Raw genomic sequence first — 20746 nt, 5'->3', positions numbered from 1 at the left:
AGGCTCCTCAGGGATGGTAAAGGGTCAGGGAAGAAGGGACTCGTCGACGCTTGCCAGGGATCAGACCTGGGCGGCGCCCGCCTGCTGGCTGGCCTGGTCCTGCTCGTCTTCCTTGGCCCGCGGACGCTTGTGGCGCACCTGAAGCTCGGTAGCGTCGGTCGGCGACAGCGCGACGTCGAACACCACCTCGGTGAAGGGTCCCTCGAAGCCGCGTGCCTCGATGGCGGCGGCATCCTCGATCCGCTGGCCCTCAACCACTAGCTCCTCGCGGGTGGCGAAGGCGAAGTCGTCGAAGGTGTAGGGGTCGCCGGCCAGGTTGATCTGGGTGGTCAGGTGCTGGTGACCCGGCGCCGAGATGAAGTAGTGGATGTGTGCCGGGCGCTGGCCGTGGCGACCCAAGGCCTTGAGCACCTGATCGGTAGGTGCGCCTTCCGGCACGCCATAGCCGGAGGGAACGATGCTGCGCACCGCGTAGCGGCCGTCGGCGTCGGTGATGATCGAGCGGCGCAGGTTGTACTCGGCCTGGGACGGGTCGAAGAAGGAATAGCCGCCCTTGGAGTCGGCGTGCCATACCTCGACCTTGGCCCCGGCAACCGGGTTGCCGTCGGTGTCGCGCACCTGGCCGGTCAGCCACATCGCCTCGCCGTCGGTGTCGGTGCCGTCGTCCATGCGGCCGCTGCCCTGGATCTCGGGCGCGCCGGCCACGTAGAGCGGCCCCTCGATGGTGCGCGGCGTGCCGCCGGTGCGGCCGGCCTCGGCGTCGGCCGCGTCCATGCGCATGTCGAGGTAGTGATCGAAACCGAGCCCCGGGGCCAGCAGGCCGAACTGGGTGCCCTGGCCGAGCGCGTTGAGCACGCTCACGGAGGACCAGAACTCCTCGGGGGTGACATCGAAATCGTCGATCAGCCGGTACAGATCGGAGAGCAGGCGATGCAGGATCTGCTTGGCGCGCTCGTCGCCGCCTTCCTGGTCGAAGCCGCTGACGGCCTTGAGAAAGTCCTGAACCTCGGGAGTATCGAAAATCTTCACGGTCATGCTGGCGTCCTCATATCGTTGTTATATCGCGTCGTCTTCGATGAGCGACGGGATCAGCTGTCGTCGTCACGCACGGAGGAGGGGTGGCGGCACAGCGGCTTGACGGCGATCTCCATGTAAGGGAACAGCGGCAGGTGGGAAACCAGTTCCTGCAGCTCGGCGTTGTCCTCGACGTCGAAGATGCTGACGTTGGAGTAGCTGCCGGCCACCCGCCACAGATGGCGCCACTTGCCGGCGCGCTGCAGCTCCTGGGAGTAGGCCTTCTCCGTCGCCTTGATCTCGGCGGCCTGCTCGGCCGGCATCTCCGGCGGCAGCTTCACGGTCATTTCTACCTGGAACAGCATGGTCGTCTCCTTCTCTGAAACAGTGTCAGCGCCCGGGATTACTTGCGCGAATAGTGCTTGAGCTTGTCGTCGTCGAGGGCGATGCCGAGGCCGGGGCCGGCCGGCAGGTCGACGCCGAAGTCGTGGTAGCGCAGCGGCTCGGCGACGATGTCGTCCTTGAGCAGCAGCGGCCCGAACATCTCGGTGCCCCAGGCCATCTCGGGCAGGGTCGCCCAGGCGTGCAGCGAGGCGGCGGTGCCGATGGTGCCCTCGAGCATGGTGCCGCCGTAGAGGCCGATGCCGGCGGTCTGGGCCAGCGCCGCCAGCTCGAGCGCCGGACGCGGACCGCCGGCCTTGGCGATCTTCAGCGCGAAGGCGCCGTTGAAGCCGCCACCGACCAGGTCCAGGCCATCGCGGGCATCGGCCACGGCCTCATCGGCCAGCATCGGCACCTCGAAGCGATCGGCCAGGCGAATCAGTCCGGCCTGCTCGCGGGCCGGGATGGCCTGCTCGATCAGCGCGATGCCGGCGTCCTGCAGGGCGGCGATGCCGCGCACCGCGGTGGCCTCGTCCCAGGCCTGGTTGACGTCGACCCTGACGCTTGCCCGCTCGCCCAGCGCCGCCTTGATGTCGGCCACGTGGTGCACGTCCCGGTCCAGGGCGTTGGCGCCGATCTTGAGCTTGAAGTCGCAGTGGCGGCCGTCGTCGAGGCGCTGGAAGGCCTCGTCGATGTCCTTGCGGGTATCGCCGGAGGCCAGGGTCCACAGCACCGGCAGATGGATCTGACGGGCGCCGCCCAGCAGCTCGGCCACCGACAGCCCCAGGCGCTTGCCCTGGGCGTCCAGCAGCGCGGTCTCCAGCGCCGACTTGGCGATGGGATTGCCACGCACGTGGCGATTCAGCCGCGCCATGAGGACGTTGAGGTTGCTCGAGGACTGGCCGACCAGCAGCGGTGCCAGATAGGCGTCGATGTTGCGCTTGATGCTCTCCGGGCTTTCCGGGCCATAGCTCAGGCCACCGATGGTGGTGCCCTCGCCCAGGCCCTCGATGCCGTCGCTGTGACGCATGCGCACGATGACCATCGTCTGGCAGGCCATGGTGGCCATGGAAAGCTTGTGGGGACGGATGGTCGGCAGGTCGACCAGCAGCGTCTCGATGGACTCGATCACGGCGGACATGAAGGCTCCTGGGCTACGCACTGAGGAAGTGTTGGCAGTGTGCTTGCCGCGGTGACCGCCAACCAATATGGTTTGAGTCCGTAGCCATACCCAGGAGGTATCATGGAGCTGCGCCATCTTCGCTACTTCTGCGTCGCCGCCAGGGAGCTGAACATGACTCGAGCGGCCGCCAAACTGCACATGGCACAACCACCTTTAACTAGACAAATCAATAATTTGGAAAAGGAGCTTGGCGTCAGGCTGTTCGACCGAGGATCTCGCGGCCTGGCCCTGACGGCGGCGGGGCACTTCTTCTATGAACATACCCTGCAGATACTGGAGAAGGTGGACACCACGGTCACCGACACTCGGCGCATCGCCCGCAGCCACCGCCAGCTGTTCAGCGTCGGCTTCGTTCCGTCGGTGTTCTACGGCCAGCTGCCGCTGCTGGTACGCGAGTTGCGACAAAAGGATGACGTGGAGCTGACGCTGGTCGAACTGACGTCGGTGCAGCAGATCCAGGCGCTAAAGGCGGGCCGCATCGATATCGGCTTCGGCCGGCTGCGGCTCGACGACCCGGAGGTCGAGCAGGAGGTGCTGTTCGAGGAGCCGCTGATGGCGGCACTGCCCAAGGGGCATCCGCTGGAGGGCACCACGCCGAGCATGGCGCAGCTGGCCGAGTACCCGCTGATCCTGTTCCCGGCCACGCCGCGGCCGAGCATGGCGGACACCGTGCTCGGCATGTTCCGGCGCCGCGGGCTCAAGATCACGGTCGCCCAGGAGGCCAACGAGGTGCAGACCGCGCTGGGCCTGGTGGCCTCGGAGATGGGCATCACCCTGGTGCCGGAACAGGTCAAGCGCGTCCAGCGCGACGGCATCAGCTTCGTCTACCTGGCCGAATCGCACATCACCATTCCGATCCTGTGCAGCCGACGCCGCGACGAGCCGCCCTCACCGGTGATGCGCGAGGCCAACGCCATCCTCGAGGTGCTGGTGGAAAACCGCCGCAGCGGCCGCTATCCGTGAGAGGCTTCAGCGCACCTTGACCCTCATCAGCTCGTTCCATCGGGTGGTGTAGCGCGCGGTACGGTGCTCGCAGCGCAGCGGCCAGGCGGCGTGCTCGCCGGGCACGCCGAAGCGCACGGTATCGCGGCCCATGCGGGCGTTCAGGCGATCGAGGGTGGTCATCAGCGCCTCGCCGCGCCGCCGCTCGGGGCCATCGCCGGCCTGCAGCAGCGACAGCTGATGACGCTCGGCGTCGACCAGGTCGAGCAGCATCACCCCGCACTTCTGATAGCGCACGCCGTCGAGGAAGATCGCCGCCAGGCCGCGCTGGGCGGCGGCGATCAGCTCCCGGGTGTCGTCGCTGGGGCCGGGCAGTGCCACCACCTGGCCGTTACGGTACTGGCGCTCGCCGAGCCGGTGCGGATCGCTGCGCACGAACACCAGTACCGCGCAGGCGCGGCTGCCCTGGCGGCGCAGCTTCTCGGCGGCCCGGGCGCCGTGCTGGCGAATCGCCGCCCGTAGTTCGGCCTGCTCGCCGGTCAACCGGCCGAAGGAGCGCGACACCATGATCCGCTGGCGCGGCTCGGTAACGTCCTCCAGGGCGATGGCCGGCCGGCCGCGCAGCTCCCAGACCAGCCGCTCCATCACCACCGAGAAGGTGCGTCGGATCTGCTTGGGATCGGCCTGGCGCAGCTGCCAGGCGGTGTGGATATCCTGCAGCGCCAGCCGCTCGGCGCTGCGCCGGGCGATGCCCCACAGCGCGTGCACCGGCAGCGCCTCGAGCACGCGCCGGGTCTCGGGCGTGTCGGCCTCGAGGCGGCAGACGCCGCCCAGTGCGGGGTGCGTCTTGGCGACGCGATTGGCGGTCTTGGCCAGCACCCGGGTCGGCGCCAGCCCCACGCAGGTCGGGATGCCGGTGTCGCGCAGCACCCGCCCGCGCACCCGATGCCCCCAGGCCTCGAGGTCGTCGGGCTCATGGCCGTCGAGGCCGACGAAGCTCTCGTCGATGGAATAGGTCTCGATCTCCGGCGAAAACTCGCTCAGCACCCGGTTCACGCGCCGGCTCATGTCGCCGTAGAGGGCGTAGTTGCTGGACAGCAGCGTCATCCGCCGGCGCTGCGCGGGCGGAATCTGGTGCGCCGGCATGCCCATCGCCACGCCCAGCGCCTTGAGCTCCGCCGAGCGCGCCACCACACAGCCGTCGTTGTTGGAGAGCACGCCCACCGCCCGGCCCTCCAGGCGCGGGTCGAAGACCCGCTCGCAGCTGACGTAGAAGTTGTTGCTGTCGACCAGGGCGATCACGGTGCCGCCCCCGGCAGGGCGTGCAGCACATGGGTGACCACCCCCCACACGTGGCACTCGCGGCCGGCCAGCGGGATCGGCGCGTAGCGCGGATTGCTGGCCTCCAGCACCAGGGCGTCGCCGCGCCGAACCAGCCGCTTGACCGTGGGCTCGCCATCCACGGCGATGATCACCACCCGCCCGGGCCGCGGCTCCAGGCTGCGGTCCACCACCAGCAGGTCGCGATCATGAATGCCGTCGCCCTGCATCGAGTCGCCCTCGGCGCGCACGAAGAAGGTCGACGCCGGGCGGCGCACCACGTGGGCGTGCAGGTCGAGCTCCACGTCCAGATGATCGTCGGCGGGGCTCGGGAAACCGGCTCGCACCCGGCATCCCAGTAACGGCTGCGCCGATCCGGCACGGCCTTTCCCGACGGCGATCGACGCTCCTGATAGCGGCATGGCAGCCTCCCTTGGACACTGTATTTATAAACAGTATCAGGCGACACCCTCGAGGTGGCAAGCCGAATGCCCCGTTTCCGAGACGCCACTTGACGCCCGTGCGGCTACCTACCTATACCCAGATATCCCCAGGCGTCCCGTCGAGCCCCCTCGGCCTCCGCCCCGGCGGCCTCGCCCGGGCACGGCTGCGGACGAAGCCTCACCGCCCAGGACGAGGCCCACAAGGAGTCAGCGCATGGCCCATACCGACGCTCCCAGCGAATCGCCCCGCGATCGCATCAATCCCGTGGTGTTCTACGGCTCGGCCATCGGCATCGTTGCCTTCGCGCTGTGGACCATGTTCTTCACCGAGGCAGCCGGCGGCGTCATCAATGCCGTGCTGGCCTGGATCTCGGACAGCTTCGGCTGGTTCTACTTCCTCGCGGTGGTGGCCTACCTGGTCTTCGTGATCGGCATCGGACTCTCCCGCTACGGCAAGCTGCGCCTGGGCCCGGCGCACTCGACGCCGGACTTCAACGTCATCACCTGGGCCGCGATGCTGTTCTCCGCCGGCATCGGCATCGACCTGCTGTTCTTCTGCATCGCCGAGCCGGTGACCCAGTTCCTCGCCCCGCCGGTCGGCGAGGGCGGCACCCAGCAGGCTGCCCGCCACGCCATGGAGCTGACCTTCCTGCACTGGGGGCTATCGGGCTGGGGCATCTACACCCTGGTCGGCATGTCGCTGGCCTTCTTCAGCTATCGCCACGGCCTGCCGCTGACCATCCGCTCGGCGCTCTACCCGCTCTTCGGGCGCCGCATTCACGGCCCCATCGGCCACACCGTGGACATCGCCGCGGTGCTGGGCACCGTGTTCGGCATCGCCACCAGCCTCGGCATCGGCATCATCCAGCTCAACTTCGGCCTCCACTACATGTTCGGCCTGCCGGAGAACACCGTCACCCAGGCGGCGCTGGCGGTGCTGATCGTGGTCTTCTCGGCGATCTCGGCGGTGACCGGGGTCGACAAGGGCATCCGCCGGCTGTCCGAGTTCAACATGCTGCTGGCGGTGCTGCTGATGCTGTTCGTGCTGTTCACCGGCCAGACGCTGTTCCTGCTCAATGCCCTGGTGATGAACGTCGGCGACTACCTGGCCCACTTCGTCCGGCTGTCGTTCGACACCTACGCCTTCGACCCGCCCGCCGACTGGCTCAATGCCTGGACGGTGTTCTTCTGGGCCTGGTGGATCGCCTGGGGCCCCTTCGTCGGGCTGTTCCTGGCCCGCATCTCCCGGGGCCGCACCATCCGCCAGTTCGTCGCCGGCACCCTGATCCTGCCGCTGACCTTCATGATGGCGTGGATGTCGATCATGGGTAACAGCGCCATCGATCTGGTGATGGCCGGCAGCGCCAGCATCGCCGACTTCGGCGAGCAGGCCATGAACAATCCCGGCTCGTCGATCTACCTGTTCCTGCAGAACTACCCCTGGATCTGGCTGACCACCGGCGTCACCACGGTGCTGGCCATCGTGTTCTTCGTCACCTCCGGGGATTCCGGCTCGCTGGTGCTCTCCAACCTGACCTCGGTGCTCACCGACCCCAACCACGACGCGCCCTCCTGGATGCGCATCCTGTGGGCGGCGATCATCGGCATCCTGACCCTGGCGCTGCTGATGGCCGGCGGCCTGGGCGCCCTGCAGAGCGCCGTGGTGATCACCGGCCTGCCCTTCGCCTTCGTGCTGTTCCTGATGATGATCGGCCTGTTCAAGGCGCTGAAGGTCGAGGGCCTCAAGGAGGACAGCCTGCGCGGCAGCATGGCCGGCCACCTGTCGGGCCGCCTGCCCGGCGAAGCCGCGGGACACTCCTGGCGCCGGCGCCTCTCGCGGGCCATGAACTTCCCCAATCACGAGCAGGCCCGACGCTTCCTCAACGAGGCGGTCCGGCCGGCCATGGAGGAGATCCGCGAGGTGCTCGGCGATCAGGGCGTCAGCGCGGCCCTGGTCGCAGGCGAGGGAGCGGAGGAACACCTCGAGTTCAACGTCGACCTCGGCGACGAGCCGAGCTTCACCTACCAGGTCTGGCCGCATCGCTGCGCCATGCCCGCCTTCTCGATCCGCGCCACCCATGCCGGGACCCACTACTACCGGATGCAGGTGCACATCGGCGAGGGCGGCCAGGGCTACGACATCTACGGCTACACCAAGGAGCAGGTGATCGCCGACATCCTCGACCAGTACGAACGCCACCTGTTCTTCCTGCACACCCAGCGGGAGCTTCCCGGCGGTGAGGCCCCCATGCCCGACGCCCCCTCCGCCAGCGGCGACTGATGACGCGACGAGGAACGACGCCATGAACGATGAGACCTTCGACCGGATCGTGGACTACGTGATCGTCGGCTCGGGCTCGGCCGGTTCGGTGCTGGCCGACCGGCTGAGCGCCGATGGCCAGCACCAGGTGCTGGTACTGGAATTCGGCGGCAAGGACGACTCCATCTACATCCAGATGCCCATCGCCTTCTCGATCCCGCTCAACAAGCCCCGCTTCGACTGGGAGTTCCACACCGAGCCGGAACCCGGCCTCGGCGGGCGGCGCATTCACCAGGCGCGAGGCAAGGTGATCGGCGGCTCGTCCTCGATCAACGGCATGGCCTACGTGCGCGGCTGCGCCGGCGACTTCGACGAGTGGGTGGAGCGCGGCGCCGTGGGCTGGAGCTATGCCGAGGTGCTGCCCTACTTCAAGCGCGCCGAGGACTGCCTCTACGGCGCCGATCCCTATCGCGCCAGCGGCGGCCCGCTCGGCGTCTGCAACGGCAACAACATGGCCAACCCGCTCTACCGCGCCTTCATCGAGGCCGGCCGCCAGGCCGGCTATGGCGAGACGGAAGACTACAACGGCTATCGCCAGGAAGGCTTCTGCCGCATGGACATGACGGTGCGTGACGGCGTGCGCTGCTCCACCGCCAACGCCTACCTCAAGCCGGCGCTGTCACGCGACAACCTGTCGCTCGAGATGCACGCCCTGACCACCCGGGTACTGATGGACGGCAAGCGCGCCGTGGGCGTCGAATACCGCCAGCGCGGCAAGACGCTTCGCGTGCGGGCGCGGCGCGAGGTGATCCTCTCGGCCAGCGCCCTCAATTCGCCCAAGCTGCTGATGCTGTCCGGCATCGGCCCCGCCGATCACCTCCGCGAGCACGGCATCGAGGTGGTCCACGATCTGCCCGGGGTGGGCGAGAACCTCCACGACCACCTCGAGGTCTGGGTGCAGCAGAGCTGTACCCGGAAGATCACCCTCAACGGCTGGCTCAACCCGCTGGCGCGGGCCTTGATCGGCGCCCGCTGGTTCTTCTTCAAGACCGGGCTCGGCGCCAGCAACCAGTTCGAGTCCAACGGCTACATCCGCAGCCGCGAGGGGCTGCGCTACCCGGACATCCAGTACCACTTCCTGGCCGGCGCCATCGCCTACGACGGCTCCAGCGCCGCCGAGGGCCACGGCTTCCAGGTCCACCTGGGCGCCAACAAGCCTCGCAGCCGCGGGCGCGTACGGCTGGCCTGTGCCGACCCCGAGGCCCCGCCCTCGATGTTCTTCAACTACCTGAACGACGAGGAAGACCGGGCCGACTACCGCCGCGCCCTGCGGCTGACTCGCGAGATCTTCGCCCAGCCCGCCTTCGACCCCTATCGCGGCGAGGAACTCTCCCCCGGCCCCGGGGTGCAGAGCGATGCCGAGATCGACGCCTGGGTCGCCGAGACCGCCGAGACCGCCTATCACCCCTGCGGCTCCTGCCGCATGGGCACCGACGCCATGGCGGTGGTCGACCCCGAGTGCCGCGTCCACGGCATCGAGGCCCTCAGGGTGATCGACTCCTCGATCATGCCCAGCGTCACCAACGGCAACATCAATGCACCGACCATCATGATCGGCGAGAAGGGCGCCGACCACGTCCTCGGCCGCGAGCCGCTGCCGCCATCCACGGCGCCGGCCTTCTCGCTGGAGGCCTGGCAGGTCAAGCAGCGCGAGGCCCCACCGCAGCGCCAGGCGGACTGAGCCGCCGGTCATCGCGGCCGCCACGCCCCGTATCGCGATACCGCGATCCGCCTACATCGCCACTTCGGCCGGCTTCACCAGGTCCTCGAACACGCCGAAGGCCAGCTGCATCACCTCGTGGTGGCTGCCGGCGCTGAAGGCGATCAGATCGGCCTCGGCCAGGTGCGGCGAGACGAACACCTCCATCTCGAACAGGTTGCCGAAGGGCGGCATCGCCCCCGGCTCGCAGTCGGGAAAGCGGTCCTGGAAGTCCGCTTCCCTGGCCAGCTCGACGCGGCTGGCGCCGACGGCCCGGGCGAAGCGCTGCAGGTCGACCCGGTCGGTGGCCGGCAGCACTGCCAGCGCCAATCGGCCGTCGATCTCGACCATCACGCTCTTGGCGAAGTGGCGGCCGGGCACGTGGGCCGCCTCGGCGACCTCCTGGGCGGTGTAGGCCGTCGAGTGCTGATGAATGACATACTTCACGCCGTTCTCGTCGAGAAAGCGTTTGACGCGCTCCATGGGCATGACAATTCCCTCCGCTATGGCATGAAAGAGCCGCTGCGCCGCCACCGGACGGCTCGAGGGTCACCTCATTTGCGGTATAGCCCATCCTCTTGCGCTCGGCGAGCTCGTCACCCGGTGTCCGTCAAGGCCTGAGCATCGACGACCAAGGCACCGGGCCAACGCGAGCGGACCGGCGCCACCGCCTATGCTGGAAACAGGCTCGATCGCATGCAGGAGTGCCGCATGGAAGAGGTCACCCAGCAGTTTCTCGCCGGGCACGACGCCGCCATCCGGCTGGCCGTGGCCCTGCTGCTCGGCGCCCTGATCGGCATCGAGCGCGGCTGGGTGGCGCGCGAACAAAAGGCCGGCGAACGCATCGCCGGGGTGCGCACCCATGCCCTGGTCGGCCTGCTCGGCGGCCTCGCCGCCCTGCTCGCCGAGGCCGTCACCGAATGGGCCTTTCCGCTGCTGCTGGTCGTCGTCGCCGCGCTGGCCGGCAGCGCCTATCGCGCGCGGCTGCCGCAGAGTCGGGACTACAGCATCACCGGCCTGGTCGGCCTGCTGCTGACCTTCTGCTTCGGCGCCGTGGCGGTGGCCGTGGACCTGGCGCTGGCCGCGGCCTGCGCGGTGGTGACCGCGCTGATCCTCGACAACAAGCGCGAGATCCACGGCCTGCTGAATCGCCTGCAGGCCCACGAGCTGGACGCAGGCCTGAAGCTGTTGCTGATCACGGTGGTGATGCTGCCGCTGCTGCCCGACCGCGGCCTGGGCCCCGGCGAGGCGCTCAATCCGCGCGAACTGTGGTGGATGGTGGTGATGATCGCCGGCATCTCCTTCATCGGCTACTTCGCCATGCGCCTCGGCGGCGCCGCCAAGGGCATCCTGTTCACCAGCCTGTTCGCCGGGCTCAGCTCTTCTACCGCCCTGACCCTGCACTTCAGCCGCCTGTCGCGCCAGCAGGCGACCCTCGCGCCGCTGCTGGCGGCCGGGGTGCTGATCGCCTGCGGCACCATGTTCCCGCGCATCCTGCTCTACTGCCTGGTGATCCATCCGGCGCTGCTGCCGCGCCTGATCCTGCCGGTGGCGCTGATGACCCTGCTGCTCTATCTGCCGGCCCTGGTGCTGTGGCGCCGCCATCGCCAGGGGGCGCGCATCGAGCGCCCCGAGCGACACCAGAACCCGCTGGAGCTGCGCATGGCGCTGCTGTTCGGCGTGCTGCTGGCGGCGATCATGCTGCTCGGCCAGTGGCTCCAGGCCTGGCTCGGCGATGCCGGCATCTACCTGCTGGCGGCGGCCTCCGGCGTGGCCGACGTGGACGCCATCACCCTGTCGCTGACCCGCCTCTCGCGGGACGCCATCCCGCCCTCGACCGCGGTGCTCGGCATCATCCTGGCCGCCTCGATCAACAACCTGATCAAGGCCGGCATGGCCGCCGGGCTCGGCAGCGCGGCGCTGGGCAAGCGGGTCGCACCGCCGATGCTGCTGTCGCTGCTGGTCGGGCTGGGCGTGGCCTGGTGGCAGTGACCCCGCTCACTCGGGAAACCGGCGCGCACGAAGGGGCCTGCGTCCAGGTGCGGCTCGCCGTCCTGGCGGAAGTCGCGATGGATGCTCACGGTGAGCAGCAGCCCGAAGGCGGCGTGGTCGGTGTCAGGATTCGGCTGGACACGCTCGAGGGAACCGCCAAGCTGGGCCAGCACCGCTCGCGGGAAGATCGGGCCGGCGTGCTGGCCGGGCTGGGCGCCAGCGACGATCCGCTGGCTCGACGGCTCGGCCGCTATGCCGAGTGCCATGCCCAGGGCATGTGCGAGACGGAATGAGAGCGCGGCCGCCGGGACCCGGGCGCGGCGCCGATCCCACGCATGGCCCCGGCTCGCCTCTTCCCCTGACACGGCGCAGACCGGCGCGAGATCGCCTCCTAGCCGCGCAGGTCGCGGAAGGCCTCGATCACCCGTGTCGCCAATGCCTCGCCGGCCTCGCCGAGGCCATCCCGACGCACCAGCGCCAGCTGGTAGTCGCCCAGCGGTGGCAGGACGCCGCTGTCGAGGCGACGCAGCGGCGGACGGATCAAGGACAGGGGAAAGGGCGACACCGCCAGGTCGGCGAGCATGGCCGCCTCCTGCCCGGTGCAGTGCTCACAGGTATAGGCGACCCGGTAACTCAGGCCGGCGCGTTCCAGGACGTCCAGCGCCGTCTGGCGCCACGGGCAGCCGTGGTTGGCCAGCGCCACCGGCAGCGGCGATCGCCGGACGGCCACGCCGCCCTCGCATCCCGTCCAGACCAGGGGCTCTCGGTGCACCACCTCATCCCGCGCCGATCGCCCTTGCAGGCCCACGATGACCAGGATCAGGTCCAGCTCGCCGGTCTCCAGGCGCTGGCGCATGGTGGCGGTGGTGCCCACCACCACATCGACCTGTACCGCCGGGTGAGAGCGGGCGAACAGCGCCAGCACGCCGGGCAGGATATGGGTACCGACATCGTCGGTGATGCCGAAGCCCACCCGCCCCTCCAGCGACGGCGCCAGGAACTGGGTCACCGCCTCCTCGTTGAGCTTGAGCAACCGACGCCCGTACCCCAGCAGCAGCTCGCCCTCCGGCGTGAGCCTGACGCGGCGCGCCTCGCGCACGAACAGCGACTGTCCCAGGGTCTCCTCCAGGCGCTTGATCTGCATGCTCAGCGCCGAAGGCGTGCGACACACCTGACGGGCGGCGCGGGTGAAGCTGCCGTTTTCGGCGATGGCGACGAAGGTACGCAGCACCTCGGTGTCCAGCAGCGGCGGCGAGGCCTGCCCGGCCTCGGGCATCCGGTTCATGGCCGTGACCCTTCAGAAAATCTGAAAAGCCAATGTAGTTCTTTTCGTTGGATTGATCAAAAGCCCCCCTCCATGCTGTCCACGAGGTCGCGACACTGCCCGGCCCCAAACCGCTTCGGCGGCCGCTGGTGCGGTTCGCCACAGGGAGGTCCCCATGCGTCATGTCGAATCATCGTATGTCGAGTCCCGGCCGCAAAAGCCGCCGGTTTCCACCATGCCGGAGCTCTATCTGCCGGCCATGCCGCCGTTGGAGGTGCTCCAGGGCCTGGCCCAGTGGTGGCATCACCTTCGCCATCGCTAGGTCCCCGGATAGACGAGCGCCCCTCGCTCACCGCTCCGAGGTCGAAGCGGACAGGTCCGCCTCGGCCTCGCCGTCGCATTCGAGCCCCAGGAAGCCGCCGGACTGGCGCCGCCACAGCGCCGCATAGAGGCCGTCGCGGGCCAGCAGCTCACGGTGGCTGCCGACCTCGACGATGCGCCCCTCGTCGACCACCACCAGCCGGTCGAGCATGGCGATGGTCGACAGCCGGTGGGCGATGGCGATCACCGTCTTTCCCGCCATCAGCGCGTAGAGCTGCTCCTGAATGGCGGCCTCGACCTCGGAATCCAGCGCCGAGGTGGCCTCGTCGAGCACCAGCAGCGGCGCGTTCTTGAGCAGCACCCGGGCGATGGCGATGCGCTGGCGCTGGCCGCCGGAGAGCTTCACCCCGCGTTCGCCGACGTGGGCGTCCAGGCCGCGCCGGCCCCTGGGATCGACCAGCTCGTCGAGGAAGCTGTCGGCGTGGGCCTGGCGCACCGCGCGCATGATCGCCTTGTCGTCGGCCTCCGGGCAGCCGTAGCGGATGTTGTCGCGCACAGAGCGGTGCAGCAGCGAGGTGTCCTGGGTGACCATGCCGATGTGCCGGCGCAGCGATTCCTGGGTGACGCCGGCGATGTCCTGATCGTCGATCAGGATGCGCCCGCCCTGCAGGTCGTAGAAGCGCAGCAACAGGTGGGCGAGGGTCGACTTGCCGGCGCCGGAGCGGCCGATCAGCCCGACCTTCTCGCCCGGGGCGATGGTCAGGTCGAAGCCGTCGAACACCGGCCGTTCCAGCGCCGCCCCGGGGCGCTCGTAGCCGAAGCGCAGCGCCTCGAAGCGGATCCCGCCGCGGCTCACGGAAAGCTCACGCGCGTCCGGCGCGTCCTGCACCGCCGGCGTGCGGGCGATGGTGTTGATGCCGTCCTGCACGGTGCCGATGTTCTCGAACAGGCTCGCCACCTCCCACAGGATCCAGTCGGACATGAAGCGGATGCGCATCACCAGGGCGATGGCCACCGCGATCACCCCCAGCGACACCATCTCCAGGTACCAGGCGCCGATGGCCAGCGTCGCCACCGAGGCCAGCAGCAGCGAGTTGAGCGCGGTCAGCGACACCGACAGCCAGGTGGCCAGGCGCATCTGGCCGTGCACCGTGGTCATGAAGCCCTCCATGGCGTCGCGGGCGTAGGCCTCCTCGCGGCGACGGTCGGCGAACAGCTTGATGGTCTGGATGTTGCTGTAGCTGTCGACGATGCGACCGGTCATGCGCGCCCGGGCGTCGGCCTGGGCCATGGACACCGTGCGCAGCCGCGGCACGAAGATCCGCATCAGGCCGACATAGCCGGCCAGCCACAGCACCAGCGGCGCCACCAGCCAGGGCTCGGCGCTGCCCAGCAGCCACATGGCGCCGACGAAGTAGACGGCCACGTAGACCAGCAGGTCCATCAGCTTCATGACCGTCTCGCGGATCGCCAGCGCCGTCTGCATCACCTTCTGCGAGACGCGGCCGGCGAACTCGTCCTGGAAGAAGGCCATGCTCTGGGCCAGCATCTGGCGGTGCGAGAGCCAGCGGCCGAGCATCGGATAGTTGCCGAAGATGCCCTGATGGGTGAGCAGCGAGCGCAGCAGCACCAGCAGCGGCAGGCCCACCAGCACCAGCGCCGCCAGCCCCGCCAGGCGCCAGCCGTGGGCGGCGAAGAAGCCCTCGCGCTCGGCGCTGGAGAGCCAGTCGACCAGCTGGCCCATGCTGTGGAAGAACACCAGCTCCACCGCCGAGACCAGCCCCGCGACCACCGACATGGCCACCAGCAGCCCCGCCACCGGGCGCGAATAGAAGCGGATGAAGGCGAACAGCCCGCGCGGCGGCACGCCCATCTCGCGCTCGGGATAGGGATCGACCAGGGTCTCGAAGAAGCGGAACATCGGCGCCTCCGGGCAGCGGGCATGTCCACAGAATGCGCGCGCCGCCGACACCCGGCAAGGGCGCGGCGGCGCGATGGGGCTACCCGCGGCTTTCAGGCGGGGGGATCACCAGGTCAGGCAGATCTTGCCGAAGTGGCGGCCGGTTTCCTGGTGGCGGAAGGCGTCGGCGATCTCGCCGAGCGGGAACTCGCGATCGATCACCGGCATCATGCCGTTGGCCTCGATGGCGCGGACCATCTCCTGCTGCTGGGTGCGGCTGCCGACGATCAGCCCCTGCAGGCGGGCCTGCTTGGCCATCAGCTTGGCCGTGGGCACCTCACCGCCGACGCCGGTCAGCACGCCGATCAGCGAGATGTGGCCGCCGATGCGCACCGCCTCGATGGACTGCGCCAGGGTGCCCGGGCCGCCCACCTCGATCACGTGGTCGACGCCCTTGCCGCCGGTCAGCTCCTTCACCTTGCGGCCCCACTCGGGGTCCTCGCGGTAGTTGACCACATGCTCGGCGCCCAGCTCGCGCAGCCGCTGCATCTTGGCCTCGGACGACGAGGTGGCGATCACCCGGGCGCCCATCATGCGGGCGAACTGCAGGGCGAAGATCGACACGCCGCCGGTGCCCAGCACCAGCACGGTATCGCCGGCCTTGAGGCCGCCATCGCCCACCAGCGCACGCCAGGCGGTCAGGCCGGCGGTGGTCAGGGTCGCCGATTGGGCGTGGGACCAGCCCTCCGGCTGGCGGGTGAAGCCGGTCGCCGGACGCACCACCGACTCGCGGGCGTAGCCGTCGATGCCGTCCCCCGGCACGGTGGCGAAGTCGCCGTGGCGCGCCGGGCCGTCCAGCCACTCGGGGAAGAAGGTGGACACCACCGCGTCACCGACGGCGAACTCGCTCACGCCCTCGCCGACCGCCTCGACCACGCCGGCGCCGTCCGACATCGGGATGCGGCCGTCCTCGGCGGGCGACGCGCCGGTCACCACCAGGTAGTCGTGGAAGTTGAGCGAGCTGGCGTGCAGGCGCACACGGATCTCGCCGGGGCCGGGCTCGCCGGGGGCCGGCTGCTCGCCGAGTTCGAGCCGATCGAGCCCGCCCGGGGCCTTGAGATTGACGACCTGCATGCTGCCTCCTGATTCGTTTAATAGCTTGCTAACGTGAAACACAATGGGGGCATCCGCGCGACCTTCAAGGCCGCTCGTGCAACTGCCAGTCATTGTCGGTGAGCGGCTCGCCCCCGCTCGGGGTGACGCGCACGGTATCGCTCACGCCGATGCCGAAGCGCCCCGGCAGGCGCAGGCACAGCGGCAGGTGAAAGACCATGTCCGCCTCGAGCTCGCGTTCCTGGCCGCGGGCGAGATAGCCGGTGCCCTCGACCCAGCTGGGCGGAAACTGGGCGCCCACCGAGTAGCCGAAGACGCCGGAGAAGAAGGCCCGCTCGGCGATCCCGGCGTTCAAGCCGGCGATGGCCACCTCGCCGGCCCGGGCCGCGTCGTCGAAGGTGTTGCCCGGCCGCATCGCCGCGCACAGCGCCTCGAAGGCGGCCCGGCAGGCGTCGCGCAGCGCCCGCATCTCGTCGTCGGCGCGGCCGGCCACGGCGGTGCTCATCATCGGCGCCGTGTAGCGCTCGAAGGCCGAGCCGAACTCCAGGAACACCGGCTCACCGGCGCCGATGGTGTGCCGCTTGTGATTGACGTGGATGGTGCCGGAACGCGGCCCGACGGTGACGATGGGCTGCAGGCTCATGAACTCGCTGCCCGCCGCCAGCATCGCCCGGGCGCCCTCCGCCGCCACCGCGTTGTCGGTGACGCCGGGGGCGATGACCTCGCGGGCGGCGCGGATGCCGAGCCCGGTGATCCGCGCGCTCTCGCGCAGGCAGTCAAGCTCCCACGGGCTCTTCACCAGCCGCAGCGCATCGACCAGCGCCCCGCCGTCGTCGCTGAAGCGCCCGGCGCCGAGCCGCTCCTGAAGCGGCGCCAGCACGCCGTGACGCAGCCCGGCACTCAGCGGGTCGAGGCCGATGGCGCGATGGGGGGCCAGCGTCTCGGCCAGCGGCGCGACCACCTCCTCCGGGCTCTCCCAACGATAGCCGAGCACCTCGTCGACCCGGGCGGTGACCACCGCCGGACCGGTCTCGATGGACGGCACCTGCAGCACCAGGCGCGCGGCATCGACCACCAGGCAGGCGTGCACCGAGACCTCGAAGGTGTGATAGCCGGTGAGATAGTAGAGATCGGCGGGATCGGTGAGCAGCAGCGCGTCCAGGCCGGCCGCGGCCATGGCCTCGCGCAGGCGCCGGCAGCGGGCATCGAGCTCGGCTTCGGGCGTCGGCAGTTCGCTGCCGGCCAGGCGTTCGGCGAGGGCGTGGCGATAGGCGTGATGATCCATGCGGCGGACTCCAGCGGGGGGCCTTGGGCCAGTGTAGACGCCAGACGCCAGGGCGGCGGCGGGAAAATCAGGGCTGTCACCCTCGCCCGCTGTCTCGTAGAATCCAGTGCCGAGAACAGTCGCAACAGGAAAACGCAATGGGCAGGGCCTTCCAGAACCGCAAGGAATCCATGGCCAAGACGGCCGCCGCCAAGACCAAGGTCTACAGCAAGTACGGCCGCGAGATCTACGTCTGCGCCAAGCAGGGCGGCGTCGACCCCCACGGCAACCTGGCGCTGCGCGGCCTGATCGAGCGCGCCAAGAAGGACCAGGTGCCGTCCCACGTGATCGACAAGGCCCTGGACAAGGCCAGCGGCGCCGGCGGCGAGGACTTCGAGCCGGCGCGCTACGAGGGCTTCGGCCCGGGCAACGCCATGGTCATCGTCGAGTGCCTGACCGACAACCCGAACCGCACCATCGGCGACGTGCGCACCTGCTTCACCAAGACCAAGAGCAAGCTGGGCACCCCGGGCAGCGTCAGCCACATGTTCGACCACTGCGCCATCCTGGCCTTCCAGGGCAGCGACGAGGAGGCCGTGCTCGAGGCGCTGATGGAGGCCGACGTCGACGTCACCGACCTCGAGAACGAGGACGGCCACATCACCGTCTTCGCGCCGCACACCGAGTACGCCAAGGCCAAGCAGGCGCTGATCGACGCCTTCGGCGAGCTGGACTTCGAGACCGACGAGATCCAGTTCCTGCCCCAGGTCACCACCCCGGTGGAAGGCGACGACGTGGCGCTGTTCGAGAAGCTGCTGGACATGCTCAACGACGTGGACGACGTCCAGAACGTCTACCACAGCGCCGAGCTGCCCTGAGCCTCCCTGGCCCCAGGGCCAACAACGACAGCGCAGGAACGACAGCGGCCGGCCTCCCTCGGGAGCCGGCCGCTGGTCGTTGATGACGCGGATCACGTCGGCATCAGGTCAGATGGCGCACCTCGAAGCGGGCGATCACCTCGCCCTCGGCGTCGAGCATGGCGAGCCGGAATATGAGACGGCTCGTCAGGTCAGATGGCGCACCTCGAAGCGCGCCAGCACCTCGCCTTCGGCGTCGAGCGGCTCGAGCCGGTCGGCCCGCACCCGATAGCCGGCCACGTGTTCGAGCATGGCGAGCCGGAATATGAGACGGCTCGTCAGGTCAGATGGCGCACCTCGAAGCGCGCCAGCACATCGCCTTCGGCGTCGAGCAGCTCGAGCCGGTCGGCCCGCACCCGATAGCCGGCCACGTGTTCGAGCATGGCGAGGAAACGCGGCTCGAGATCGTTGCCCGGCACGCAGGCCATGCGCGTGCTCGCCACGGTGCCGATGCTCAGGCCGTCGCCCTCGCGATGGTACTCCCCGGTCAGCCGGTTGCAGCCGCCGAAGCCGGCCAGCCGCCCCCGCTCGCCGTGGAAGACCAGATGCGGTTCGCGCGAGCCCTCGGCCACGTCGACGGGCTCGCCGCCCAGCCCGATCAGCTTCCAGTAGCTGTCCTCGAGGGTCTCGCTGACGAACTGCCCGGTGCGCTGCACGCGGTAGTTGAGCGAGGAATCGATCGCGTTGCCCTCGAGGTCGAGCATCTCCAGGCTGTCGGCGCCCTCGACGACCCGCCACTGGCGCGGCCCCGCGTCGCCGCCCGCCAGCGTCAGGGTCTCGCCGCTGGCATCCAGCGACCACTCGCCCTGCTCATGGAAGCGGCGACCGTCGTCGTCGCCCAGATAGACCGACGAGAGGGTGTAGACGCCGTCGGGGAACAGCGAGATCTGGTAGCGAATCCCCGCACAGTCGGCACAGGGCAGCTCGCCACGATAGCTGGCCGGCAGCTCGCCGAGTGCCGCCTCGGCCTGGGGAGAACGCTCGACGGCCGCACATCCTGCCAGCCACAGCGCCACAATCAGAAAATAGAAGAAGTGAAAGAGTCGTTTCATGGGCCATCATCCTGTTGATGAGTCAAAAAGCGTGCTTTCGACCGGCGTGATGACCCAAGGTTCGCCGTCAGGCCATCAACCGCTGATGCGGCGGGCGCGGAAGGTGCGTCCCTTCAGGCGGCCGCCGTTCAGCTGCGCCAGGGCGGGCTCGGCCAGCTCGCGCTCGACGGCGACATAGGTGCTGCGCGCGAGCACCTTGATCTTGCCGATCCGCGCCCCGTCGAGGCCGCCCTCGCCGGTGAGGGCGCCGAGGATGTCGCCGGGGCGGATCTTCTGCTGCTTGCCGGCGCCGAGCTGCAGGGTCGCCATCGGCGCCCTCAGCGGCATCGGCTCGCCCTTCAGGCGCGGCAGCGCCTCGGTCTCGAGGGTCTGGCCGAGGAAGGCCTCGAGCCGTTCCAGTCGATGCGTCTCGTTCTCGCCGACCAGGGTGAAGGCCACGCCCTGGTGGCCGGCCCGGCCGGTGCGCCCGACCCGGTGCACGTGCACCTCGAGCTCCCGGGCGATGCGGTAGTTGAACACCGCGTCGAGCGCCGCGATGTCCAGCCCCCGGGCCGCCACGTCGGTGGCCACCAGCACCGAGGCGCTGCGGTTGGCGAACAGCACCAGCAGCCGGTCGCGGTCCTTCTGCTCCAGGTCGCCGTGGAGCGCCAGCGCACTGATGCCCGCGTCGTCCAGGGCGGCGGCGAGCTCGCGGGTCTCCTGCTTGGTGTTGCAGAACACCACGCTGGTGGTCGGGCGCCGGTGCAGCAGCAGCAGGCGCAGGGCCTCGAAGCGCGCCGCGTCGTCCGCCACCCGGTAGAAGTGCTCGCGGATGGTGTCCTCGTCGTGGGGCTCCTCGATCGAGATCGCGACCGGGTCACGGGTGCGCTCCTCGGCCAGCGGGCGCACGCCGTCGCCGTAGGTGGCGCTGAACAGCCAGGTCCGGCGGCTCTCCGGGGTCGCGGCGATGATCGCCTCCAGGGTCGCCTGGAAGCCCATGTCGAGCATGCGGTCGGCCTCGTCCAGCACCAGGGTGTCGAGGTCCGACAGCGCCAGGCTGCCCTTGCGCAGGTGCTCCTCCACCCGACCCGGGGTACCGACGACGAGATGGGCGCCGTGGGCCAGCGAGGCCAGCTGCGGCCCCAGGGGCGCGCCGCCGCACAGCGTCAGCACCTTGATGTTGGGCAGGCCCCGCGCCAGCCGGCGCAGCTCCTCGGCGACCTGATCGGCGAGTTCCCGGGTCGGGCACAGCACCAGCCCCTGCACCCGGAAGCTGGCCGGCACGAGCCGCGACAGCAGGCCCAGCCCGAAGGCCGCGGTCTTGCCCGAGCCGGTCCGGGCCTGGGCGATCACGTCGCGTCCGTCGAGCATCGCCGGCAGGCTCTCGGCCTGGACCGGGGTCATCTGCCGGTAGCCCAGCGAATCGAGGTTGGCGAGCAGCTCGGCGGAAAGCGGCAGGCGAGAGAAGGCGCCGAGGGCGGCGTCCTGGGAAGGGGCATCAGTCACGGAGGGAGACCTGTCTGGAACGGCATGAAAGCGGGAGGGCGACGCTACCCAGTTGCCGGCTTCGGGGCAAGGGAAAAAGTGGCCGGCCCCGGGGCAAGGGAAAAAGTGCCCGGCCCCGGGGCAAGCGGAAGAGCCG

General features: G+C 69.6%; 19 protein-coding genes. 7 read left to right on the top strand and 12 right to left on the bottom strand.

What is annotated here, in order from left to right; all coding sequences use genetic code 11:
* Positions 1–60: 60 nt before the first annotated feature.
* Genes catA through ACGTNF_RS10980 form a run of 3 tightly spaced genes read right to left on the bottom strand, consistent with a single transcriptional unit; the run spans position 61 to position 2536 of the window.
* Positions 61–1035 (bottom strand): catechol 1,2-dioxygenase, encoded by a 975-nt coding sequence (gene catA / locus ACGTNF_RS10990; RefSeq protein ID WP_394601761.1) that lies wholly within the window; start codon positions 1033–1035, stop codon positions 61–63.
* A gap of 53 nt (positions 1036–1088) precedes the next feature.
* The gene (catC, locus tag ACGTNF_RS10985) at positions 1089–1379 is read right to left on the bottom strand and encodes a muconolactone Delta-isomerase (RefSeq protein ID WP_247854186.1); all 291 of its coding nucleotides are present in this window, start codon (positions 1377–1379) and stop codon (positions 1089–1091) included.
* A gap of 38 nt (positions 1380–1417) precedes the next feature.
* On the bottom strand, positions 1418–2536 hold the full coding sequence (locus tag ACGTNF_RS10980) for a muconate cycloisomerase family protein (RefSeq protein WP_394601760.1): 1119 nt from the start codon (positions 2534–2536) through the stop codon (positions 1418–1420).
* Positions 2537–2638: 102 nt separating this feature from the next.
* Here ACGTNF_RS10980 and ACGTNF_RS10975 point away from each other — a divergent pair, with 102 nt between their 5' ends.
* Positions 2639–3541, top strand: coding sequence for a LysR family transcriptional regulator (locus ACGTNF_RS10975; RefSeq protein WP_394601759.1), 903 nt, complete (start codon positions 2639–2641; stop codon positions 3539–3541).
* 6 nt (positions 3542–3547) lie between these two features.
* Here ACGTNF_RS10975 and ACGTNF_RS10970 read toward each other — a convergent pair whose 3' ends face one another.
* Positions 3548–4822 carry a Y-family DNA polymerase gene (locus ACGTNF_RS10970; protein ID WP_394601758.1) on the bottom strand — a complete coding sequence of 425 codons (1275 nt, stop codon included), beginning with the start codon at positions 4820–4822 and terminating at the stop codon, positions 3548–3550.
* Positions 4819–5262: a LexA family protein gene (locus tag ACGTNF_RS10965; protein WP_394601757.1), complete on the bottom strand. Its 444-nt coding sequence runs from the start codon at positions 5260–5262 to the stop codon at positions 4819–4821. The genes ACGTNF_RS10970 and ACGTNF_RS10965 overlap by 4 nt, the downstream gene beginning before the upstream one ends.
* A 235-nt stretch (positions 5263–5497) precedes the next feature.
* On the opposite strand from ACGTNF_RS10965, the gene betT reads away from it, so the two are divergent.
* On the top strand, positions 5498–7564 hold the full coding sequence (gene betT / locus ACGTNF_RS10960) for a choline BCCT transporter BetT (protein ID WP_394601756.1): 2067 nt from the start codon (positions 5498–5500) through the stop codon (positions 7562–7564).
* Positions 7565–7586: 22 nt separating this feature from the next.
* Positions 7587–9284, top strand: coding sequence for a choline dehydrogenase (betA, locus tag ACGTNF_RS10955; RefSeq protein ID WP_394601755.1), 1698 nt, complete (start codon positions 7587–7589; stop codon positions 9282–9284).
* Between the two features lie 51 nt (positions 9285–9335).
* Here betA and ACGTNF_RS10950 read toward each other — a convergent pair whose 3' ends face one another.
* Positions 9336–9791 (bottom strand): aminoacyl-tRNA deacylase, encoded by a 456-nt coding sequence (locus ACGTNF_RS10950; protein ID WP_394601753.1) that lies wholly within the window; start codon positions 9789–9791, stop codon positions 9336–9338.
* Positions 9792–10013: 222 nt separating this feature from the next.
* Between ACGTNF_RS10950 and ACGTNF_RS10945 the strand changes: the two genes are divergently transcribed.
* Both ACGTNF_RS10945 and ACGTNF_RS10940 read left to right on the top strand, forming a co-directional pair.
* Positions 10014–11294: an MgtC/SapB family protein gene (locus ACGTNF_RS10945; RefSeq protein ID WP_152479665.1), complete on the top strand. Its 1281-nt coding sequence runs from the start codon at positions 10014–10016 to the stop codon at positions 11292–11294.
* A gap of 77 nt (positions 11295–11371) precedes the next feature.
* Positions 11372–11587, top strand: a complete 216-nt coding sequence (locus tag ACGTNF_RS10940) for a hypothetical protein (protein WP_394601752.1) — start codon at positions 11372–11374, stop codon at positions 11585–11587.
* 98 nt (positions 11588–11685) lie between these two features.
* On the opposite strand, the gene ACGTNF_RS10935 is transcribed toward ACGTNF_RS10940, so the two are convergent.
* Positions 11686–12579, bottom strand: a complete 894-nt coding sequence (locus ACGTNF_RS10935) for a LysR family transcriptional regulator (protein WP_394601751.1) — start codon at positions 12577–12579, stop codon at positions 11686–11688.
* 154 nt (positions 12580–12733) lie between these two features.
* On the opposite strand from ACGTNF_RS10935, the gene ACGTNF_RS10930 reads away from it, so the two are divergent.
* Entirely contained in the window at positions 12734–12880 is a 147-nt protein-coding gene (locus ACGTNF_RS10930) for a hypothetical protein (protein WP_394601750.1), read from the top strand.
* Between the two features lie 27 nt (positions 12881–12907).
* Here ACGTNF_RS10930 and ACGTNF_RS10925 read toward each other — a convergent pair whose 3' ends face one another.
* From ACGTNF_RS10925 to ACGTNF_RS10915, 3 genes are all read right to left on the bottom strand, one after another.
* A complete protein-coding gene (locus ACGTNF_RS10925) occupies positions 12908–14800 on the bottom strand; it encodes an ABC transporter ATP-binding protein (protein ID WP_394601749.1) in 1893 nt (630 codons plus the stop codon).
* Positions 14801–14905: 105 nt separating this feature from the next.
* Entirely contained in the window at positions 14906–15913 is a 1008-nt protein-coding gene (locus tag ACGTNF_RS10920) for a zinc-dependent alcohol dehydrogenase family protein (RefSeq protein WP_152479668.1), read from the bottom strand.
* 64 nt (positions 15914–15977) lie between these two features.
* Complete coding sequence (locus ACGTNF_RS10915) at positions 15978–17177, bottom strand: M24 family metallopeptidase (protein ID WP_394601748.1); 1200 nt, start codon at positions 17175–17177, stop codon at positions 15978–15980.
* Between the two features lie 137 nt (positions 17178–17314).
* On the opposite strand from ACGTNF_RS10915, the gene ACGTNF_RS10910 reads away from it, so the two are divergent.
* Positions 17315–18034: a YebC/PmpR family DNA-binding transcriptional regulator gene (locus ACGTNF_RS10910; RefSeq protein ID WP_152479670.1), complete on the top strand. Its 720-nt coding sequence runs from the start codon at positions 17315–17317 to the stop codon at positions 18032–18034.
* Between the two features lie 317 nt (positions 18035–18351).
* On the opposite strand, the gene ACGTNF_RS10905 is transcribed toward ACGTNF_RS10910, so the two are convergent.
* Both ACGTNF_RS10905 and dbpA read right to left on the bottom strand, forming a co-directional pair.
* The gene (locus ACGTNF_RS10905; RefSeq protein ID WP_394601747.1) at positions 18352–19125 is read right to left on the bottom strand and encodes an META domain-containing protein; all 774 of its coding nucleotides are present in this window, start codon (positions 19123–19125) and stop codon (positions 18352–18354) included.
* A 75-nt stretch (positions 19126–19200) separates the two neighbouring features.
* Entirely contained in the window at positions 19201–20610 is a 1410-nt protein-coding gene (gene dbpA / locus ACGTNF_RS10900) for an ATP-dependent RNA helicase DbpA (RefSeq protein ID WP_394601746.1), read from the bottom strand.
* Positions 20611–20746 lie beyond the last annotated feature (136 nt).

The organism is Halomonas sp. B23F22_10 (assembly GCF_043496975.1).
Lineage (GTDB): Bacteria > Pseudomonadota > Gammaproteobacteria > Pseudomonadales > Halomonadaceae > Halomonas > Halomonas smyrnensis.
This window is presented reverse-complemented; position numbering and strand designations above follow the sequence as displayed.